The sequence below is a fragment of the Rhodoferax sp. genome, assembly GCF_039922535.1.
Lineage (GTDB): Bacteria > Pseudomonadota > Gammaproteobacteria > Burkholderiales > Burkholderiaceae_C > Rhodoferax_B.
This window is the reverse complement of record NZ_JBDTEM010000089.1, coordinates 1-17,556: the sequence shown is the minus strand read 5'-3', so window position 1 is coordinate 17,556 and position 17,556 is coordinate 1. Positions and strand designations below refer to the sequence as shown.

Genomic DNA, 17,556 nt, shown 5'->3' with positions numbered 1-17,556 from the left:
TCGCTGCGCCGCCAAAGCCAGCCCACGGCGGCGGCGGCCAGCCAGGCAAACATGGTCACGTGCAGCCCTGAAATACTCATCAAATGCGCCACGCCCGTGGCACGGAACAGGTCCCAATCGGCACGCTCAATGGCGTTCTGGTCACCCACCACCAGCGCGGCGATAACTCCGGCCAGATGCCTATCCACCACGTGCAAATAGATGCTGTCGCGTACCGCCTGCCGAGCCCGCTCCACCGGGTGCTGCCAGGTGTCGGCCAGGCGCTGCGGCGCCACATCTTTGGGCCCGGCGCGCACGCTGCCGGTGGCCTGCACGCCCTGCTCCCACAGCCAGAGTTCATAGTCAAAACCATGGGGATTGCGCCCGCCATGCGGGGCCTTGAGGCGCACCGTCATCTGCCAGCGCTCCCCGGCGCGCAGATCGTCGGGCTGGCGTTGCAGCTCAAGTTGGGTGGCGCTGCCGCCCGCGCCAAACGCCAGCATGCCGCTGTACCAGGCCAGGTCGATCATCGGCGGCACGGCCGCAGATGCAGCGTCCAGCCGCGCCGACTCCACTTGCAGGCGAAACCGCAGGCCCGCTTCGCTGCGCTGTGGCATCGCCACCACAATACCGACCACGCGGATGTCACGCCCCTCTAAATTCGGGTCTAAAGCGGTGTCAGAAAATGCCACAGCCCGCGCGCCGCACAGCCCGAACGCCAGCAACAATCCGCCCAGCAGCGCCACCAGCCAACGCAACACGCCCGACCCCGCCGCCAACCACAACGCTATTTTATTAATAGCTGCCAGCGCAATCAGCACAAGCGCCAGCAGCATAAATTCCATATAAACCCCGCCCGACCACAGTTCACCCTGTTCCAACTGCAGGCCGGTGCCGAGCGCCCAGCCGAGCAAACCTGGGGCCACCAGCGCCACGCGTTTGATCTCCGAAGGCCACTGGATTTGCATAAGGTCATACCCCAATCGCAACACGCCACAGGCGATCCATGGCTCAGGACTTGCTAGTATGCGGGTAGGTTCTGGCGTTGCCGAAACCATCTTTTTTGAAGCCCTAAGAGACGCATCCATGTCCATTCATGCCGCACTGAACCACGTTACGCACTATAAGTACGACCGCCCGGTCAACCTCGGCCCACAGGTCATCCGTCTACGTCCCGCACCCCACTGCCGCAGCAACGTCATCTCTTATTCGCTCAAGATCGAGCCCGCTGACCACTTTGTGAACTGGCAGCAAGACCCGTTTGCCAACTGGCAGGCCCGCCTGGTGTTCCCCGCCAAAACCACCGAATTCAAGGTCACGGTGGATCTGGTCGTCGAAATGGCGGTCTACAACCCATTCGACTACTTTCTGGAGCCCGAGGCGCAGAACTTCCCCTTCAAGTACAGCCCCACGCTGCAAGAAGAGCTTTCTCCCTACCTGGTCACCGAGCCCGCCACCCCGCTGGTCCAAGCCTACCTGGACAAGCTGGACCTGAAAACCCAGCCCACCAACGACTTCCTGGTCGCCATCAACCAGCAAATCCAGGGTGACATCAAGTACCTGATCCGCATGGAACCCGGTGTGCAAACCCCCGAAGAAACGCTGGAAAAAGCCAGCGGCTCCTGCCGCGATTCTGGCTGGCTGCTGGTGCAACTGCTGCGCCACTGCGGCCTGGCCGCGCGCTTTGTGTCGGGTTACCTGATCCAGCTCACCCCCGACGTGAAAGCCCTGGACGGCCCCAGCGGCACCACGGTCGATTTCACCGATCTGCACGCCTGGTGCGAAGTGTTTTTACCCGGCGCAGGCTGGGTCGGTCTGGATGCCACCTCGGGCCTGTTCGCAGGCGAAGGCCACATCCCACTGGCCTGCACACCCCAGCCGTCCAGCGCAGCGCCAATCGAAGGCGGCGTGGACGAAGCCGAGGTCGAATTCGCCCACCACATGGTGGTCACCCGCCTGTACGAATCCCCCCGTGTCACCAAGCCTTACACCGACGAACAGTGGGCCGACATCCTGGCCCTGGGCGAAAAGGTCGATGAAAAACTGGCGGCTGGCGACGTGCGCCTGACCATGGGCGGCGAGCCCACCTTTGTGGCCGTGAGCGACCGCGATGCCGCCGAATGGAACACCGATGCCCTCGGCCCGACGAAGCGTGCCTTTGCCACCGGCCTGACCCACAAGCTGCGCGACCAGTACGGCCAAGGCGGCTTTCTGCACTTCGGCCAGGGCAAGTGGTACCCCGGCGAGCAGCTGCCCCGCTGGGCGCTCAACATCTTCTGGCGCACCGATGGCCAGCCCGTGTGGCGCAACCCCGACCTGTTTGCCGACGAGCGCGTGCCGTCCAGCTACACCAGCGAAGATGCCCGCCGTTTTACCGAAAAGCTGGCCACTAACCTGGGCATCACGCCCAAGTTCATCGTCGCCGCCCACGAAGACACCTGGTACTACCTGTGGCGCGAACGCCGCCTGCCGGTCAACGTGGACCCGTTCAACTCCAAGCTGGGCGACGAAATGGAACGTGCCCGCCTGCGCCGCGTGTTCGAGCAGAAACTGGACGCGGTGATCGGCTACGTGCTGCCCGTCAAACCCGCCGATACCTCCCGCGTGGCGGGCCCCGTGTGGACCACCGGTCCTTGGTTCGTGCGTGACGAACGCATGTACCTGATGCCGGGTGACTCCCCCATGGGCCTGCGCCTGCCACTCGACTCGCTGCCTTGGGTTAGCGAGGCCGAGTTTCCCTACATGGTCGAGCAAGACCCGTCCATCCCGCGCGAACCGCTGCCTGAATCCAGCAGCATGTACGCCCGCTATGCACAGCGTTCCGCCGCCAAACCGGGTGTATTTACCACCAACATGACCGCCGTCGGCGGCCCAGCCCGGCCCGGCGTGGCCCCAGCCACCAGTATCCCCACGCTGACCGAGCGTGCCACCCTGCCCTTCCAGGCCGGTGTGAACCCGGTGCCCGAAGCCACTCGCCAGCGCCAAGACCAGGTGGCCAGTGCCTACACCGCAGTGCCGCCCCTGGCCAGCGCCCACAGCCCGATGCAAACCGAGCCGGCCAGCTTCGCCACCCGCGTGCCTGGCAAGAACGAGTCCGCCCACTGGCTGACGCGCACCGCGCTGTGCGTTGAAGTGCGCGATCCGCGCCGCGCCAGCGGCCCCAAGGCCGAAGCCGTGGGCGAGAAGTCCGGCGTGCTGTACATCTTCATGCCACCACTGGAGATGCTGGAAGACTATCTGGAACTGCTGGCCGCGATTGAAAACACCGCCGAGCAACTGGGCGTGAAACTGGTTCTGGAAGGCTACCCGCCCCCGCGCGATCCGCGCCTGAAACTGCTGGCCGTGACCCCTGATCCGGGCGTGATTGAGGTCAACGTGCACCCTGTAGCCACCTGGGGCGAGCTGGTGGCCAATACCGAGTTCCTCTATGAGGCCGCGTTCGAATCGCGCCTGAGCGCCGAGAAGTTCATGACCGACGGCCGCCACATCGGCACCGGCGGTGGCAACCACTTCGTGATGGGCGGCGCAACGCCCTCCGACAGTCCCTTCCTGCGCAAGCCAGAGCTGCTGACCAGCATGCTGCTGTACTGGCACAACCATCCCAGCCTGAGCTATTTGTTCAGCGGCATGTTTGTCGGTCCCACCAGCCAGTCGCCGCGCGTGGACGAAGCCCGCAACGACCAGTTGTACGAGCTGGAAATCGCCATCGAGCAGGTGGCCATGAACCGCGAAAAATACGGCCAGGACATGCCGCCTTGGATCGTGGACCGTACGTTGCGCAACATCCTGATCGATGCCACCGGCAACACCCACCGCAGCGAGTTCTCTATCGACAAGATGTACTCGCCCGACAGCGCCACGGGCCGCCTGGGTCTGCTGGAACTGCGCGCCTTTGAAATGCCGCCGCACGCCCGCATGAGCATCTCGCAACAGTTGCTGCTGCGCGCCCTGGTGGCCCGCTTCTGGGACAACCCGTACAAGGCACCTGCCACCCGCTGGGGCACCGAGCTACACGACCGCTTCATGCTGCCGACCTTCATCCAGATGGACTTCCACGATGTGATCGACGAAATGGTGGCCGCAGGCTTTGCCTTCGACCGCAGCTGGTTCGCGCCGCACCTGGAATTCCGCTTCCCGCTGGTCGGCGATGTGAAGAGCAGCGGCATCGAGATGACGTTGCGCAACGCGCTGGAACCCTGGCATGTGCTGGGCGAAGAAAACGGCTCCACCGGCACCGCCCGGTACGTCGATTCCTCGCTGGAACGCATCGAGGTGAAAGTGACCGGCATGAACCAAAGCCGCTACGTCATTACCTGCAATGGCCGTGCCATGCCCATGCAGTCCACCGGCACCAATGGCGAATTTGTGGCTGGCGTGCGTTACCGCGCCTGGAACCCACCATCGGCCCTGCACCCCACCATCGGCATCCACGCTCCGTTGACCTTCGACATCGTGGACACCTGGATGAAGCACTCCATCGGCGGATGCCAGTACTTCGTGAACCACCCCGGTGGCCTGAGCTACGACACCTTCCCGGTGAATGCCTACACCGCCGAAAGCCGCCGCTTGTCGCGCTTCAGCCGCATGGGCCACACGCCCGGCGTGATGCACGTGCCGCCCGCGACCATCAACGTCCCGGCCAGCAAAGAGTTCCCGTTTACGCTGGACTTGCGCCGGTAAACGCAGTTGTGCAGCCCTCTGGCAGCCCCACGCGGAGCTGCCAGAGGGCTTGCGCCTTTTTGCCCATTTACCCTCTATTTTTGATGCCATTCAGCGCCCCGTTTGTCCCATTTCTGGTGTGACAATCGGGTGACACGTGGAAAATAAGAACACCCCCCTTTTTCAAATACCGATGTCAGAAGACCCCCGCGCCCTGGCGTCGGCACTGGCCAGCCCGGCTATGGCCGGGCACTTTGACGAGCTGCGCGGCAAGTCGCGCCCGACCGATGCAGCTCCGCCGAAGAACCCCTTAGAGCAAACACCGCTCACGACGGAGTGGAACGAATTTTTTGAGCAGCTTGGCTCCAATGGCTTTGCCGACCTGAACCACCGTACCGAACAGCTGCGGCACCAGATCCACGACAACGGCGTGACCTACAACGTCTATGCCGATGCCGATAATCCGCAGCGGCCGTGGTCGCTCGATTTGTTCCCCATGATCGTCTCACCCGAGAGCTGGAAACAGATCGAAACCGGCGTACTCCAGCGTGTGCGCGTGCTCGACCGGGTGCTGGCAGACATCTATGGCCCGCAGCAACTGCTGGCGCGCGGCCTGCTGCCGCCCGCATTGGTGCAAGGCCACCCCGGCTACTTGCGCCCTATGCACGGCGTGCAGCCCCTGGGCGGCACGCATTTACATATCACCGCATTTGACCTTGCCCGCGGTCCCGACGGTAACTGGTGGGTGGTGTCACAGCGCACCCAAGCACCCTCGGGCTTGGGCTATTTGCTGGAAAACCGCCTGTCGATTTCGCGTTTATTTCCACAGGCCTTTGAGTCCTTGCACATCCAGCGGCTGGCCGCCACCTACCGGAGCATGGTCGATGGCCTCAAACGCATGAGTCCGGCGGGCAAAGACGCACACATCGCTCTGTTGACCCCCGGCCCCTACAACGAAACCTATTTTGAGCATGCCTACCTGGCCCGGTACCTGGGCCTGACCCTGGTGGAAGGCAGCGACTTGACGGTGCGTGACCAGCGCTTGTACCTCAAGACCCTCAAGGGGCTAGAGCCGGTGCACGGCCTGCTCAAGCGGCTAGACGACCAGTTTCTGGACCCATTGGAGCTGCGCCCCGACTCCCGCCTGGGCGTGCCGGGGCTGATGCAAGCAGTGCGTGCGGGCAACCTGGTGATGGCCAACCCACCCGGTTCGGCGTTTCTGGAATCGCCCGCACTCTTAGGTTTCTTGCCAGCGTTGTCGCGGCATTTGCTGAACCAGGAACTGCTGTTGCCCGCCCTGCCGACCTGGTGGTGTGGCGAACGCGCGGCCTCCGACGCCGCCCTGCCCGAGCTGGCCAATAGCGTCATCAAACCGACCTACCAGGGCGCGGCTAGCCGCCGGGCCTTTGATGCCGTGCTGGGCCGCAGCCTGTCGCGCCGAGAGCTCGATGAATGGGCCGGCCGCATCGCCCGCCAGGGCGACGAATATACGGTACAAGCCTACCTTCCCTTGTCGCAAATGCCGACCTGGAATGCCCATCCCAACCACCCGGCACGCATCGCACCGCGCTCCATGATGCTGCGCGTGTTTGCCGTGTCCGACGGACCTCAGTCTTGGCGGGTGCTGCCTGGCGGGCTGGCGCGCATGGTCAATTCGCGCGACAGCGTGGCCTCCATGCAGCGCGGCGGCAGCAGTGCCGACGTGTGGGTTAAAACTACCGGCGAGGTAGACCGCACCACCTTGCTGCAGGCCAGCCTATCGCCCGAAGTCGTGACCCGGCGCAGCCACCGCGTCACCAGCCGCGCCGCCGAAAACCTGTTTTGGTTGGGCCGCTACGCCGAACGCACTGAAAACAGCCTGCGCTTAGCCCGGGGCACCCTGGACAGCCTGGGCGGAGAAGACCAAACCGCCACGCCGCTGCTGGTGTGGTTGCACGACATGGCCACCCGCCACGGCCTGGTGCTGGCGGCGGTGCCTTCGCCGCTACAGGCCCGCCGGGTGTTCGAACGCTCGCTGATTGCCGGGCTGGCCGACCCCGGTGCCGTGCCCAGTGTGGGCTACAACCTGCGCGCCATCAAACAGGTGGCATCCAAGCTGCGCGAACGGCTGTCACAAGAGCACTGGAACGTGATCGTGCGGGCCGAGGAAAAGTTCTTCAGCCGCTGTGCCAAAAATGCCAAGGATGGTGACTTCTCCCCCATCGCAGCCCTGCGCGTATTGGAAGCCACCAGCACCCACCTGGCCGCCATGACCGGCGCCCAGACTGACCGCATGACCCGCGACGACGGCTGGCGCTTGCTCAGCATTGGCCGGCATATCGAACGCCTGGGCTTTTTGTCTACCGCCCTGGCACGCGGTTTCAAAGCGGGCTCGTTGGCCAACACCGGCGGCTTCGAGGCCATGGTGGCGCTGTTTGACAGCACCATCACCTTCCACTCGCAGTACCAGCAGAGCCGCGATGTGGCGGCACTGGTCGATTTGCTGGTGCTGGACCGGGACAATCCGCGCTCGTTAGCCTGGGTGGCGCATACCTTGCGCGGCCGCCTGGCCAAGCTGGCGGGCAGCCCGGCAGGTGTGCTCAGCGCCATGTCGAACAAAGTCATGTCGCTCGCCGACTGGGACCTGGCCGCGCTGTGCAGCGTGGATGCCCAAGGCCACTACACTGTGTTGACCGACCTGTTGGCGCAGTGCAGCCAGTGCGCATTTGATGTATCCGACGAAATCAGCGCCACCTACTTCACCCATTCACGGGACTCGAAAACCAGTTTGGGAGCCTGATGGAATACGGCCATGCAACTTGAGATCACCCACGAAACCCATTACGCCTACCAGCCCGCGGTAGAAACCGCGCAGCACGTGGCGCATTTGCGCCCGCCCAGCACGCCCCACCAGCAGTTGCTGAGCCACACCCTGACCATCGGCCCCACGCCCAGCCAGCTCACCCAGTCGCTCGACGTATACGGCAACCTGTGCTCGTTCTTTGCGCTACAGGCCGTACACGAAGAACTCAGCGTGGTGGCTCGCAGCCTGGTGCGTACCAGCGTGCCGGTGTGGCCTGCCAGCATGCTCACCTGGGAGCAGGTACGCGAGCGCTTTCGCTACCGGGCCGGGGCCCAGTTCAGCGCCGCTTCGGAATTTGTTTTTGCCTCGCCCTACGTGCCGCGCCACCCGGATTTTCTGGCCTATGCCAAGCCCAGCTTTGGCCCGGGTGTGCCGCTGCTGGCCGCCGCGCAGAACCTGATGGAACGCATTTTTGATGACTTCACTTACTCGTCGGAAAGCACCGAGGTCAACACCCCGGCCGTCGAGGCATTGGCATTGCGCAAAGGCGTGTGCCAGGACTTCGCCCACATCATGGTGGCCTGCTGCCGCGCCATGGGCCTGCCGGCGCGCTACGTCAGCGGCTATCTGCTGACCCACCCGGCACCGGGCCAGCCGCGGCTGATTGGCAGCGATGCGTCGCACGCCTGGGCCTCGGTTTACGTGCCCGACCAAACTGGCGATCTGGGCTGGTGCGACTTTGATCCCACCAACAACCGGGCGCCAGGCGACGACTACGTCACCTTGGCCACAGGCCGCGATTACTCTGACGTATCGCCCATGCGCGGCGTCATCCATGGCGGCGCCAGCCACACCCTGAGCGTGGCGGTGACGGTGATGCCGCTGGAGCCCGTGACCCCACCACCGCCTCCGCCCGTACGGGCCAGCCAGACGGGGGACGGCCCCGCGCAATCACAATCGCAGAGCCAAAGCAGTATCTGGTTGCCACCCACCCAACAGTGGCAGTAAATCGCAGTGCAGCGCATAAAAGAGCCGCACTACATAATTCATAGCTACTCGCGCAGCTAGCATCTGCGTCAGAGGCTTATTTCACTACCAAAAGGACAGACCATGGACATTTACGCCAAGTTGCAAGAACTCAATATAACCCTGCCTCCCATCGCTATTCCGGCGGCCGCCTACGTACCATTTGTGCAAACCGGCAAGCTGGTATTCCTGAGCGGCCACATCGCCAAGCAAGACGGCAAAGTGTGGATGGGTCAATTGGGTAAAAACATCGCCACCCCAGAGGGCAAGGATGCTGCGCGGGCTATCGCCATTGACCTGCTGGGCACGCTGCACGCGGCGGTGGGCGACCTGAACAAGGTCACCCGCATCGTGAAGCTGATGTCGCTGGTCAACTCCACCGCCGACTTCACCGAGCAGCACCTGGTCACCAACGGTGCCAGCGAGTTGCTGGGCGCGGTGTTTGGCCCGGTCATCGGAGCCCATGCCCGTAGCGCCTTTGGCGTGGCGCAGATCCCCATGGGTGCCTGCGTTGAAATCGAACTGATTGCAGAAGTAGCTTAAAAGCTTTCCCAGTCGCCTTCACCCCCAGCAGGGGCTGCAGCGGGTTTGGTCTTGGGGGCCGCCAAGGAACGGGCCAAAGGGCCTGCGCCGCTGTTGGCACGTAAGGGCGCAGCCACCGCAGCGGGCTTGGCTGGCGCAGGTTTTGCCTTAACCGTCTTGTTCGGCAGCTTGGCCGCCGGGGCCCGCGGTGCAGCCACCGGCGTGTGCCGTACGGGTGCGGGAACGGGTGCCGCGGTGTAGGCCACTGACCGGCCGCCATGCAGTGACGGATTCACCTTGAACACCGCCACCGCCGTGGCCAGCTGGCCGGCCTGTTCGCGCATGCTGGTGGCGGCGGCAGCGCTTTCCTCGACCAAGGCCGAGTTCTGCTGCGTCATCTGGTCCAGGTTGACCACTGCGCGGTTGATCTCGTTGATGCCCGTGCTTTGCTCGGTGGCCGCAGCGGTGATCTCGCCGACGATATCGGTCACGCGCTTGACCGACTGCACGATGTCGCTCATGGTGCTGCCCGCCTCGGCCACCAAGCGCGCGCCGGAATCGACCTTTTCCACCGAGGTGCCGATCAGGCCCTTGATCTCCTTGGCCGCCTGGGCGCTGCGCTGCGCCAAGCTACGCACTTCGCTGGCCACTACCGCAAAACCCCGGCCTTGCTCACCGGCGCGGGCCGCTTCCACCGCCGCGTTGAGCGCCAGGATATTGGTCTGGAAGGCAATGCCGTCAATCACACCGATGATGTCGGATATCTTCTTGCTGCTGGCGTTGATCTCTTCCATGGTCACCACCACTTGCTTGACTACCTCGCCGCCCTTTTGCGCCACGCTGGACGCACTGGCCGCCAGCGAACTGGCCTGGTTGGCGTTTTCGGCGCTTTGGCGCACGGTCTGGGTCAGGTGGTCCATGGAGGCAGCCGTTTGCTGCAGGTTGCTGGCGGTCTGCTCGGTGCGGGCCGCCAGGTCGTTGTTGCCACTGGCAATTTCGGAGCTGGCGGTGGCGATGCTGTCGGTGCTTTGGCGCACCTGGTGGACCATGCGGCCCAGCGACAGGCTCATGGCGCTGAGCGAGCGCAGCAGGTCACCAAACTCATCCTTGCGTGCCGAATCCAGCGACATGCTGAGGTCTCCTTCAGCGATGCGGGCCGCGGCCTGGTTGGCCAAACCCAAAGGCTGCTGGATGCTGCGAATCAGCCAGAACGCCCCTACCAGCAGGCCCAGCACCAGCAAGGCCAAGCACACGCAGATGATATTGAATAGCACGGCGCGTTCGGCTTTGGCATCCGCATCGGACTGCGCCAGCGCCTGCTCTTGCATTTCGACAAACTTGCGTTGGTCGCCCAAATAGGTGCTGACTGCAGTTTTCACTTCACCTTGCAGAAGTGCCAGTGCCTCCTCAGCCTTACCGTCTTTTTTCAGCTGCTGCGCGCGGGCTCGGCTGTCGAGCACCTTGGTTCGGGAAGCCGCAATGGTGTCGAGCTGGGCTTTGTCCGCCGGACTCAACTCCATCGCGGAAATACTCTTCTGGATCTCGGTAATCTGCGCACTGGTGGCGGTAGTGGGCTCTTTGAAGGCCACCCCCACACCAGGGTCGGAACTCAGCAAGGAAGCCTCGGCGCGCACTGCATTTAGGGTGGTCAAGCCCGCCCAGCGGGTGGACTGGATCACACGCTGGTCCATGGCGAGTTGGGCAGCCTGGGTTTGGACCTGCAATGCCATGGAACGGTAACCAGTGATCCCAGCCAATACCAGCACTGCCGTCACAATCGCTCCCACGGCCAGCCAGAGTTTTGCCGCTACGCGCAAATTGCTGAAGTTCATAATGTCTCCTGGTTATGCGAGATTTGTCTGCCGCACAAATTGTGACAGATTCACCCCCCAGGAAATAGCCTGAACACCCTTATTCCACCCGCTCCACGCTGCTGGGTTTAAAGCCCAGATCGGCCAGCTTGCCTTTGCGCCCACGCACCGCCCGCGCGTTGTTCAAACTGCGGATTTCCAACGTCTCGGACCGCGGCTTGGCACCGCGCCCCATACCGTCGATACGGATGCTGCGGGTGTAGGCCGCCGCACCGGCCAGGGTGTCGGCATCTTCCAGAGCAATCAACATCAGACCGCGTCCGCCCTTGGGCTGGAGCTTTAAGTCGGCGATCTCGAAGGTCAGAATCCGCCCGCCCGTGGAGGCACAGGCCACATGGGTGGCGGGTGCCACCGGCTGGCTGCCACTGGAGCCGCTAGCGTGCGAGGGCGGGTTCACCGCCTCTCCTTCGCCCACGGTGATGAAAGCCTTGCCGCTCTTGTTGCGGGCCTGCATGTCGTCCACGGTGGCCAAAAAGCCATAACCGCCCGAGCTGGACAGCAGCAGCGTGGCGCTGCCCGGCCCGGCAAAATAATGCGCCACCTGGGTGCCGGATTCGAGCTCGATCAGCGTGGTCACGGGCTGGCCGTCGCCGCGCGCGCCGGGCAGCGAGGCCACCGGCACGGTGTAGACGCGGCCCACCTTGTCTTTGGCCGTACCAAACACCAGCAGGGTATCGACGCTGCGGCATTCAAAAGTGCCGTACAGCGCGTCGCCGGACTTGAAGCTGTATTCGGGCTGGCCATTCGGGTCTTTGGCCCAGCCCTTCTGGGCCCGGACCCAGCCTTTTTGCGATACCACCACGGTCACCGGCTCGTCCACCACCTTGACTTCAACCACGGCGCGCTTTTCGGCCTGGATCAGCGTGCGGCGCGGGTCGGCAAAAATCTTGGCGTCGGCCTCGATCTCTTTCACCATCAAACGGCGCAGCACGGCCGGGTTGGCCAGCAGTTCATCCAGCTTGGCTTGATCCTCGCGCAGGGTTTTCAGCTCCTGCTCGATCTTGATCGCCTCCAGCCGGGCCAGTTGGCGCAGGCGGATTTCAAGGATGTCTTCGGCCTGCCGGTCGCTCAGACTAAAGCGCGCAATCAGCGCCGCTTTGGGCTCGTCGGCCTGGCGGATGATGGCGATCACCTCGTCGATATTGAGCAGCACAATCTGCCGCCCCTCCAAAATGTGGATGCGCTCCAGTACTTTGCCCAGTCGGTGCTGGCTGCGCCGCTGGATAGTGGTCTGGCGAAAGTCAATCCACTCTTGCAGCATCTGGCGCAGCGACTTCTGCATGGGACGGCCGTCCAGCCCGATCATGGTCAGGTTGATGGGCGAACTGGTCTCTAAACTGGTGTGGGCCAGCAGTGCGGTGATCAGCTCCTGCTGTTCGATGCGGCTGGTCTTGGGCTCGAACACCAGACGCACCGCCGCGTCTTTGTTGGATTCGTCGCGCACCACGTCCAGCACCGACAACACCGAGGCTTTCAGCTGCGTCTGCTCCAGGCTCAGGGCTTTTTTGCCGGCCTTGATGCGCGGATTGGTGAGTTCTTCGATTTCTTCCAGCACGCGCTGGGTACTGACGCCGGGCGGCAGCTCGCCCACCACCAGTTGCCACTGGCCACGTGCCAGCTCTTCAATCTTCCAGCGGGCCCGCACCTTGAGCGAGCCGCGTCCGCTGCGGTAGGCATCGGCAATGTCGGTGGCGCTGCTGATGATTTGGCCGCCACCGGGGTAGTCCGGGCCGGGCACCAGGGCAAACAGCTCTTCCTCGGTCAGCTGCGGTGTCTTGATCAGCGCCACACAGGCATCGGCAATTTCGCGCAGGTTGTGGCTGGGGATTTCGGTGGCCAGACCCACGGCGATGCCACTGGCACCGTTGAGCAAATTAAACGGCAGGCGCGCAGGCAACTGCTGCGGCTCTTGGGTGGAGCCGTCGTAGTTGGGCACAAAGTCCACCGTGCCTTCGTCGATTTCGTCCAGCAACAGGCTGGTGATGCGCGCCAAACGCGCTTCGGTGTAGCGCATCGCTGCGGCACCGTCGCCGTCGCGGCTACCGAAGTTGCCCTGGCCGTCGATCAGCGGGTAGCGCTGGCTGAAATCTTGCGCCATGCGCACCAGTGCGTCGTACGCCGCTTGGTCGCCATGGGGGTGGAAACGGCCCAGCACATCACCGACCACGCGGGCGCATTTGACCGGCTTGGCCCCGGTGGCCCCATTGGCACCGCCAAAACCCAGGCCCATGCGCGACATGGAATACAGAATGCGGCGCTGCACCGGCTTCTGGCCATCGGTCACGTCGGGAATGGCGCGGCCCTTGACCACGCTCAGGGCGTATTCCAGGTAGGCGCGCTGGGCGTAGCTGGCCAGGCTCAGGCCATCGTCGTCGATGGGCGGCTCAGAGGTGTCTTCTGGCGGCAGCAAGGGTGGATCCTCGGGCAGGTCCAGTTCAGATTGGTCGGTCATGGAGAGTGGGGGAAAAGAAAAAAGACAGCGGCCAGGGGCGCCGCAAAAACCTAAAAAAAGCCAACCGCGTCAGGGCAAACCGGCCACCGATGGCAGGTTACCCCGACCCACGGCACCGCCAGAGAGCTCCATGCGGATACGCGAAGGCTGGCGGCGCTGCTCGGCCAAAGCGGGCGGCTTGAGGCCGTTGTAGAGCTGGAGCACGGTTTTCACGTAGGCCTGGGTTTCCTTGAAGTTGGGAATGCGGTTGCCCGCTTTTTGCACTGCGCCCTCGCCCGCGTTGTACGAGGCCACCGCCAGATCCAGCTGGCCAGGAAACATATTGATCAAATCGCTGAGGTAGCGCGCGCCGATGCGGATATTGGTTTTGGGGTCGGTCAGTTTTTGTTCGATGCTGTTTTTGGGATCGCCCACCAACCCGTAGCGCTCGGCCGTGGCCGGCATGATCTGCATCAGGCCCACAGCGCCCTTGGGCGACACGGCGGTGCTGTTAAAGCCCGACTCGGCCACGATCAGGGCCTGCAGCAGCTCGTAATCGATGCTCAGCTTGGTGGAAGCCTCGCGCAAATGGTGTTTAACCAATTTGTAGCTGGGCGAAATATCAAAAAACGCCAGCAGCTTGGTCGGTACGGTAGGCACATCCACGGGCAAAGCCGTACTGACCGCCTTGAGTCCCTGGGTGGTGTCAAAGCTTTCATCGCCCTTGTAGAACAGCTCGTAGCGCTCGTCCGTGCGCTCGGTAGCAAAGTGCGCTACCCCCTGCGGGTCGATATAGCCCCACACGTCGGCCAGGGCGACATGCTGCGTTATCAATAGCGCAATACCTATACAGAATCTGCGCCAGAGGCTTATTTTGTTCATAAATTTGTTAAACGTCGAGCTCGACGGTATCACCGTGCAGCTCCATCAACTCACGCCGCGATGCGGCTTCGCCTTTGCCCATCAGCTTGGTGATCAGGCTTTCGGTCTGGGCGAAGTTAACACTGCCCAGCTGTACCGGCAAGAGGCGGCGGGTATCCGGATTTAACGTGGTGTCCCACAGTTGCTCGGCATTCATCTCGCCCAGGCCCTTGAAGCGGCTGATGCTCCAGGCCCCTTCGCGCACATTTTCCTTGCGCAGCTTGTCCAGAATGGCACCGAGTTCACCTTCGTCCAGCGCGTAGGCTTTGCTGGCCGGCTTTTTGCCCCGCGCGGGCGCGTCCACCCGGTACAGCGGCGGGCGGGCGACGAACACGTGGCCGGTTTCGATCAGCTTGGGGAAGTGCCGGAAAAACAGGGTCAGCAGCAGCACCTGGATGTGCGAGCCGTCCACATCCGCGTCGCTGAGGATACAAATCTTGCCGTAGCGCAGGCCGCTCAGGTCGGGGGAATCGTTAGGACCGTGCGGGTCCACGCCGATGGCCACCGAGATGTCGTGGATTTCGGTGTTGGCAAACAGCCGGTCGCGCTCTACCTCCCAGGTGTTCAGTACCTTGCCACGCAGGGGCAGAATGGCCTGGCTGGCTTTGTCGCGGCCCATTTTGGCGCTGCCACCCGCAGAGTCACCCTCGACTAGAAACACCTCGTTTTGGGCTAAATCCTTGCTTTCGCAATCGGTCAGCTTGCCGGGCAGCACGGCCACACCGGAGCCTTTGCGCTTTTCGACCTTTTGTCCGGCTTTCTGGCGGGACTGGGCGGCTTTGATGGCCAGTTCGGCCAGCTTTTTGCCGTAGTCCACGTGCTGGTTCAGCCACAGCTCCAGGGTGGGCCGCACAAAGCTGGACACCAGGCGCACCGCGTCGCGCGAATTCAGCCGCTCCTTGATCTGGCCCTGGAACTGCGGGTCCAGCACCTTGGCGCTGAGCACAAAGCTGGCGCGGGCAAACACGTCTTCGGGCAGCAGCTTCACGCCCTTGGGCAGCAAGGAATGCAGCTCGATGAAGCTTTTGACCGCCGTGAACAGGCCGTCGCGCAGGCCGGATTCGTGGGTGCCGCCAACGCTGGTGGGAATCAGGTTGACGTAACTCTCGCGCATGGGCGCGCCGTCTTCGGTAAAGGCCACGCACCACTGCGCGCCCTCGCCTTCGGCAAAGGTGTCGTGGCCGCTGTCGGCAAAACCTTCACCCTCGAACAGCGGAATCACCGGCTCACCGTGCAGGGTCTGCGTCAGGTAGTCGCGCAGGCCGCCTTTGTAGGCCCAGGTCTGCACGTCCTTGGTCTTCTCGATCGTCAGGGTGACCGTTACGCCGGGCATCAGCACGGCTTTGCTGCGCAGCAAATGCGTCAGCTCGGCCATCGGCAAGACCGAAGATTCAAAATATTTGGGGTCGGGCCAGACGCGCACGCTGGTGCCGGCCTTGCGGTCGCCCGCCTCGGCCTTGCGCACCTGCAAGGGTTCGACCACGTCACCGGCGGCAAATACGAGCTGGGCCACCGAGCCTTCGCGGTACGAGGTGGCTTCCAGCCGGGTTGCCAGCGCATTCGTCACGCTGACCCCCACGCCGTGCAGACCACCCGAGAAGCTGTAGGCCCCGCCTTTACCCTTGTCGAACTTGCCGCCCGCGTGCAGGCGGGTGAACACCAGCTCGATCACCGGGGCGTTTTCTTCGGGGTGCATGCCAAACGGGATACCCCGGCCATCATCCTCAATGCCGACCGAGCCGTCGGCAAACAGCGTCACACGGATCTTCTTGCCGTGGCCTGCCAGCGCCTCGTCGGCCGCGTTGTCCAGCACTTCCTGGATGACGTGCAGGGGGTTGTCGGTGCGGGTGTACATGCCCGGGCGCTGCTTAACGGGCTCCAGGCCCTTGAGGACGCGGATCGAGCTTTCGGAATATGCGGGAATTGCAGGATTTTGGGTGGCCATATTTTCAAGATTGTAGAGCACTGGATGCAACCACAGTTGTACAAACCGTTTGCACCAAACTGGGTACAGTAAAGCCATGCAAAGTTCCAAAGCTCCTCTTTCCCTCATCCAGTTACTCATCTGCGGCGGTGCCATCGTCACTTTGTCCATGGGTATCCGCCACGGCTTTGGTCTGTGGCTGCAACCCATCACCCAGGCCCAGGGCTGGACCCGCGAAACCTTTGCCTTTGCCATTGCCATCCAGAACCTGACCTGGGGCATCAGCGGCGTGTTTGCGGGCATGCTGGCCGATAAGCTGGGGGCCGTGAAGGTGATTGTGGTGGGCACGCTGTGCTACGCGCTGGGGCTAATCGGCATGGCGCATGCGCCCACGCCGCTGCTGTTTACGCTGAGCGCCGGGGTGTTGATCGGCATCGCCCAGGCGGGCACCACCTACGCGGTGATTTATGGCGTGATCGGGCGCAATGTGGCGGCCAACAAGCGCTCGTGGGCCATGGGCATTGCGGCAGCGGCAGGCTCGTTTGGCCAGTTTCTGATGGTGCCAACCGAAGGGCTGCTGATCAGCCACCTGGGCTGGCAACAGGCGCTGGTGGTGCTGGGGGGCGCGGCTTGTTTGATGATTCCGTTGTCTTGGGGACTGCGCGAACCCGGTTTTGCCGGTGCCGAGGCCGTCCAGCGGGACCAAACGATTGGCGAAGCGCTTAAAGAGGCCTTCAAATACCCTAGCTTTCAGTTGCTGATGGCGGGCTATTTTGTCTGCGGCTTCCAGGTGGTTTTCATTGGCGTGCACATGCCCAGCTACTTGCGCGACAAGGGCTTGTCGCCCCAGGTGGCCAGCTACGCTTTGGCGCTGATCGGCCTGTTCAACGTGGTGGGCACCTATGCGGCAGGCACGCTGGGGCAGCGCATGCAGAAAAAGACCATTCTGTCGTTCATCTACTTCGCGCGGGCTGTGACCATCAGCATCTTCTTGCTGGCCCCGCTGTCGCCCACCAGTGTCTACATTTTTGCGGCGGTGATGGGGGTGCTGTGGCTGTCTACCGTGCCACCCACCAATGCTGCGCTGGCGCAGATTTTTGGCATCCAGCACATGTCGATGCTGAGTGGCTTTGTGTTTCTGAGCCATCAAATTGGCTCCTTCCTGGGTGTGTGGCTGGGCGGCGTGCTGTACGACCGCAACGGCAACTACGACCTGGTCTGGTACATCGCCATCGCCCTGGGCGTGTTTGCCGGGCTGGTGAATCTGCCGGTCAAAGAAGCGCCCATCCGCCGCGCGGGCGGGTTGGCACAAGGGGCTTGAAACCATGGCAAAACCACTGCTCTGGTGGTGCGCGGCTCTGGCGGCGCTGGCCGGGGTGTTTGCGCTCTACACCCGCCCGGAGTTCCTGGTGGCTCTGGCCGACCAGCTCTGGGCCTGTTT

Annotated in this window: 10 protein-coding genes; 5 read left to right on the top strand and 5 right to left on the bottom strand. The window is 63.2% G+C overall.

What is annotated here, in order from left to right:
• Positions 1-947 (bottom strand): ComEC/Rec2 family competence protein (locus tag ABI213_RS04065; RefSeq protein ID WP_348026171.1); only part of this gene is annotated, 947 nt, incomplete at its 3' end.
• Between the two features lie 118 nt (positions 948-1,065).
• Here ABI213_RS04065 and ABI213_RS04060 point away from each other — a divergent pair.
• The 4 genes from ABI213_RS04060 to ABI213_RS04045 all read left to right on the top strand — a co-directional run bounded on the left by ABI213_RS04060 (position 1,066) and on the right by ABI213_RS04045 (position 8,989).
• Positions 1,066-4,659, top strand: coding sequence for a transglutaminase family protein (locus tag ABI213_RS04060; protein ID WP_348006750.1), 3,594 nt, complete (start codon positions 1,066-1,068; stop codon positions 4,657-4,659).
• A gap of 172 nt (positions 4,660-4,831) precedes the next feature.
• Positions 4,832-7,417 (top strand): circularly permuted type 2 ATP-grasp protein, encoded by a 2,586-nt coding sequence (locus ABI213_RS04055; RefSeq protein WP_348006749.1) that lies wholly within the window; start codon positions 4,832-4,834, stop codon positions 7,415-7,417.
• A 12-nt stretch (positions 7,418-7,429) separates the two neighbouring features.
• Complete coding sequence (locus tag ABI213_RS04050) at positions 7,430-8,428, top strand: transglutaminase family protein (protein ID WP_348006748.1); 999 nt, start codon at positions 7,430-7,432, stop codon at positions 8,426-8,428.
• Positions 8,429-8,530: 102 nt separating this feature from the next.
• Positions 8,531-8,989, top strand: coding sequence for a RidA family protein (locus ABI213_RS04045; RefSeq protein WP_348006747.1), 459 nt, complete (start codon positions 8,531-8,533; stop codon positions 8,987-8,989).
• Here the strand turns inward: ABI213_RS04045 and ABI213_RS04040 are convergent.
• The 4 genes from ABI213_RS04040 to ABI213_RS04025 form a co-directional block, all read right to left on the bottom strand.
• Positions 8,986-10,800, bottom strand: a complete 1,815-nt coding sequence (locus ABI213_RS04040; protein ID WP_348026169.1) for a methyl-accepting chemotaxis protein — start codon at positions 10,798-10,800, stop codon at positions 8,986-8,988. The two genes, ABI213_RS04045 and ABI213_RS04040, sit on opposite strands and share 4 nt — an antisense overlap.
• Positions 10,801-10,879: 79 nt before the next feature.
• Positions 10,880-13,291 (bottom strand): DNA topoisomerase IV subunit A, encoded by a 2,412-nt coding sequence (parC, locus tag ABI213_RS04035; RefSeq protein ID WP_348006745.1) that lies wholly within the window; start codon positions 13,289-13,291, stop codon positions 10,880-10,882.
• 69 nt (positions 13,292-13,360) lie between these two features.
• The gene (locus tag ABI213_RS04030) at positions 13,361-14,104 is read right to left on the bottom strand and encodes a lytic transglycosylase domain-containing protein (RefSeq protein WP_348006744.1); all 744 of its coding nucleotides are present in this window, start codon (positions 14,102-14,104) and stop codon (positions 13,361-13,363) included.
• Between the two features lie 55 nt (positions 14,105-14,159).
• A complete protein-coding gene (locus ABI213_RS04025) occupies positions 14,160-16,136 on the bottom strand; it encodes a DNA topoisomerase IV subunit B (RefSeq protein ID WP_348006743.1) in 1,977 nt (658 codons plus the stop codon).
• A gap of 76 nt (positions 16,137-16,212) precedes the next feature.
• Between ABI213_RS04025 and ABI213_RS04020 the strand changes: the two genes are divergently transcribed.
• On the top strand, positions 16,213-17,436 hold the full coding sequence (locus tag ABI213_RS04020; protein ID WP_348006742.1) for an MFS transporter: 1,224 nt from the start codon (positions 16,213-16,215) through the stop codon (positions 17,434-17,436).
• Positions 17,437-17,556: the final 120 nt, after the last annotated feature.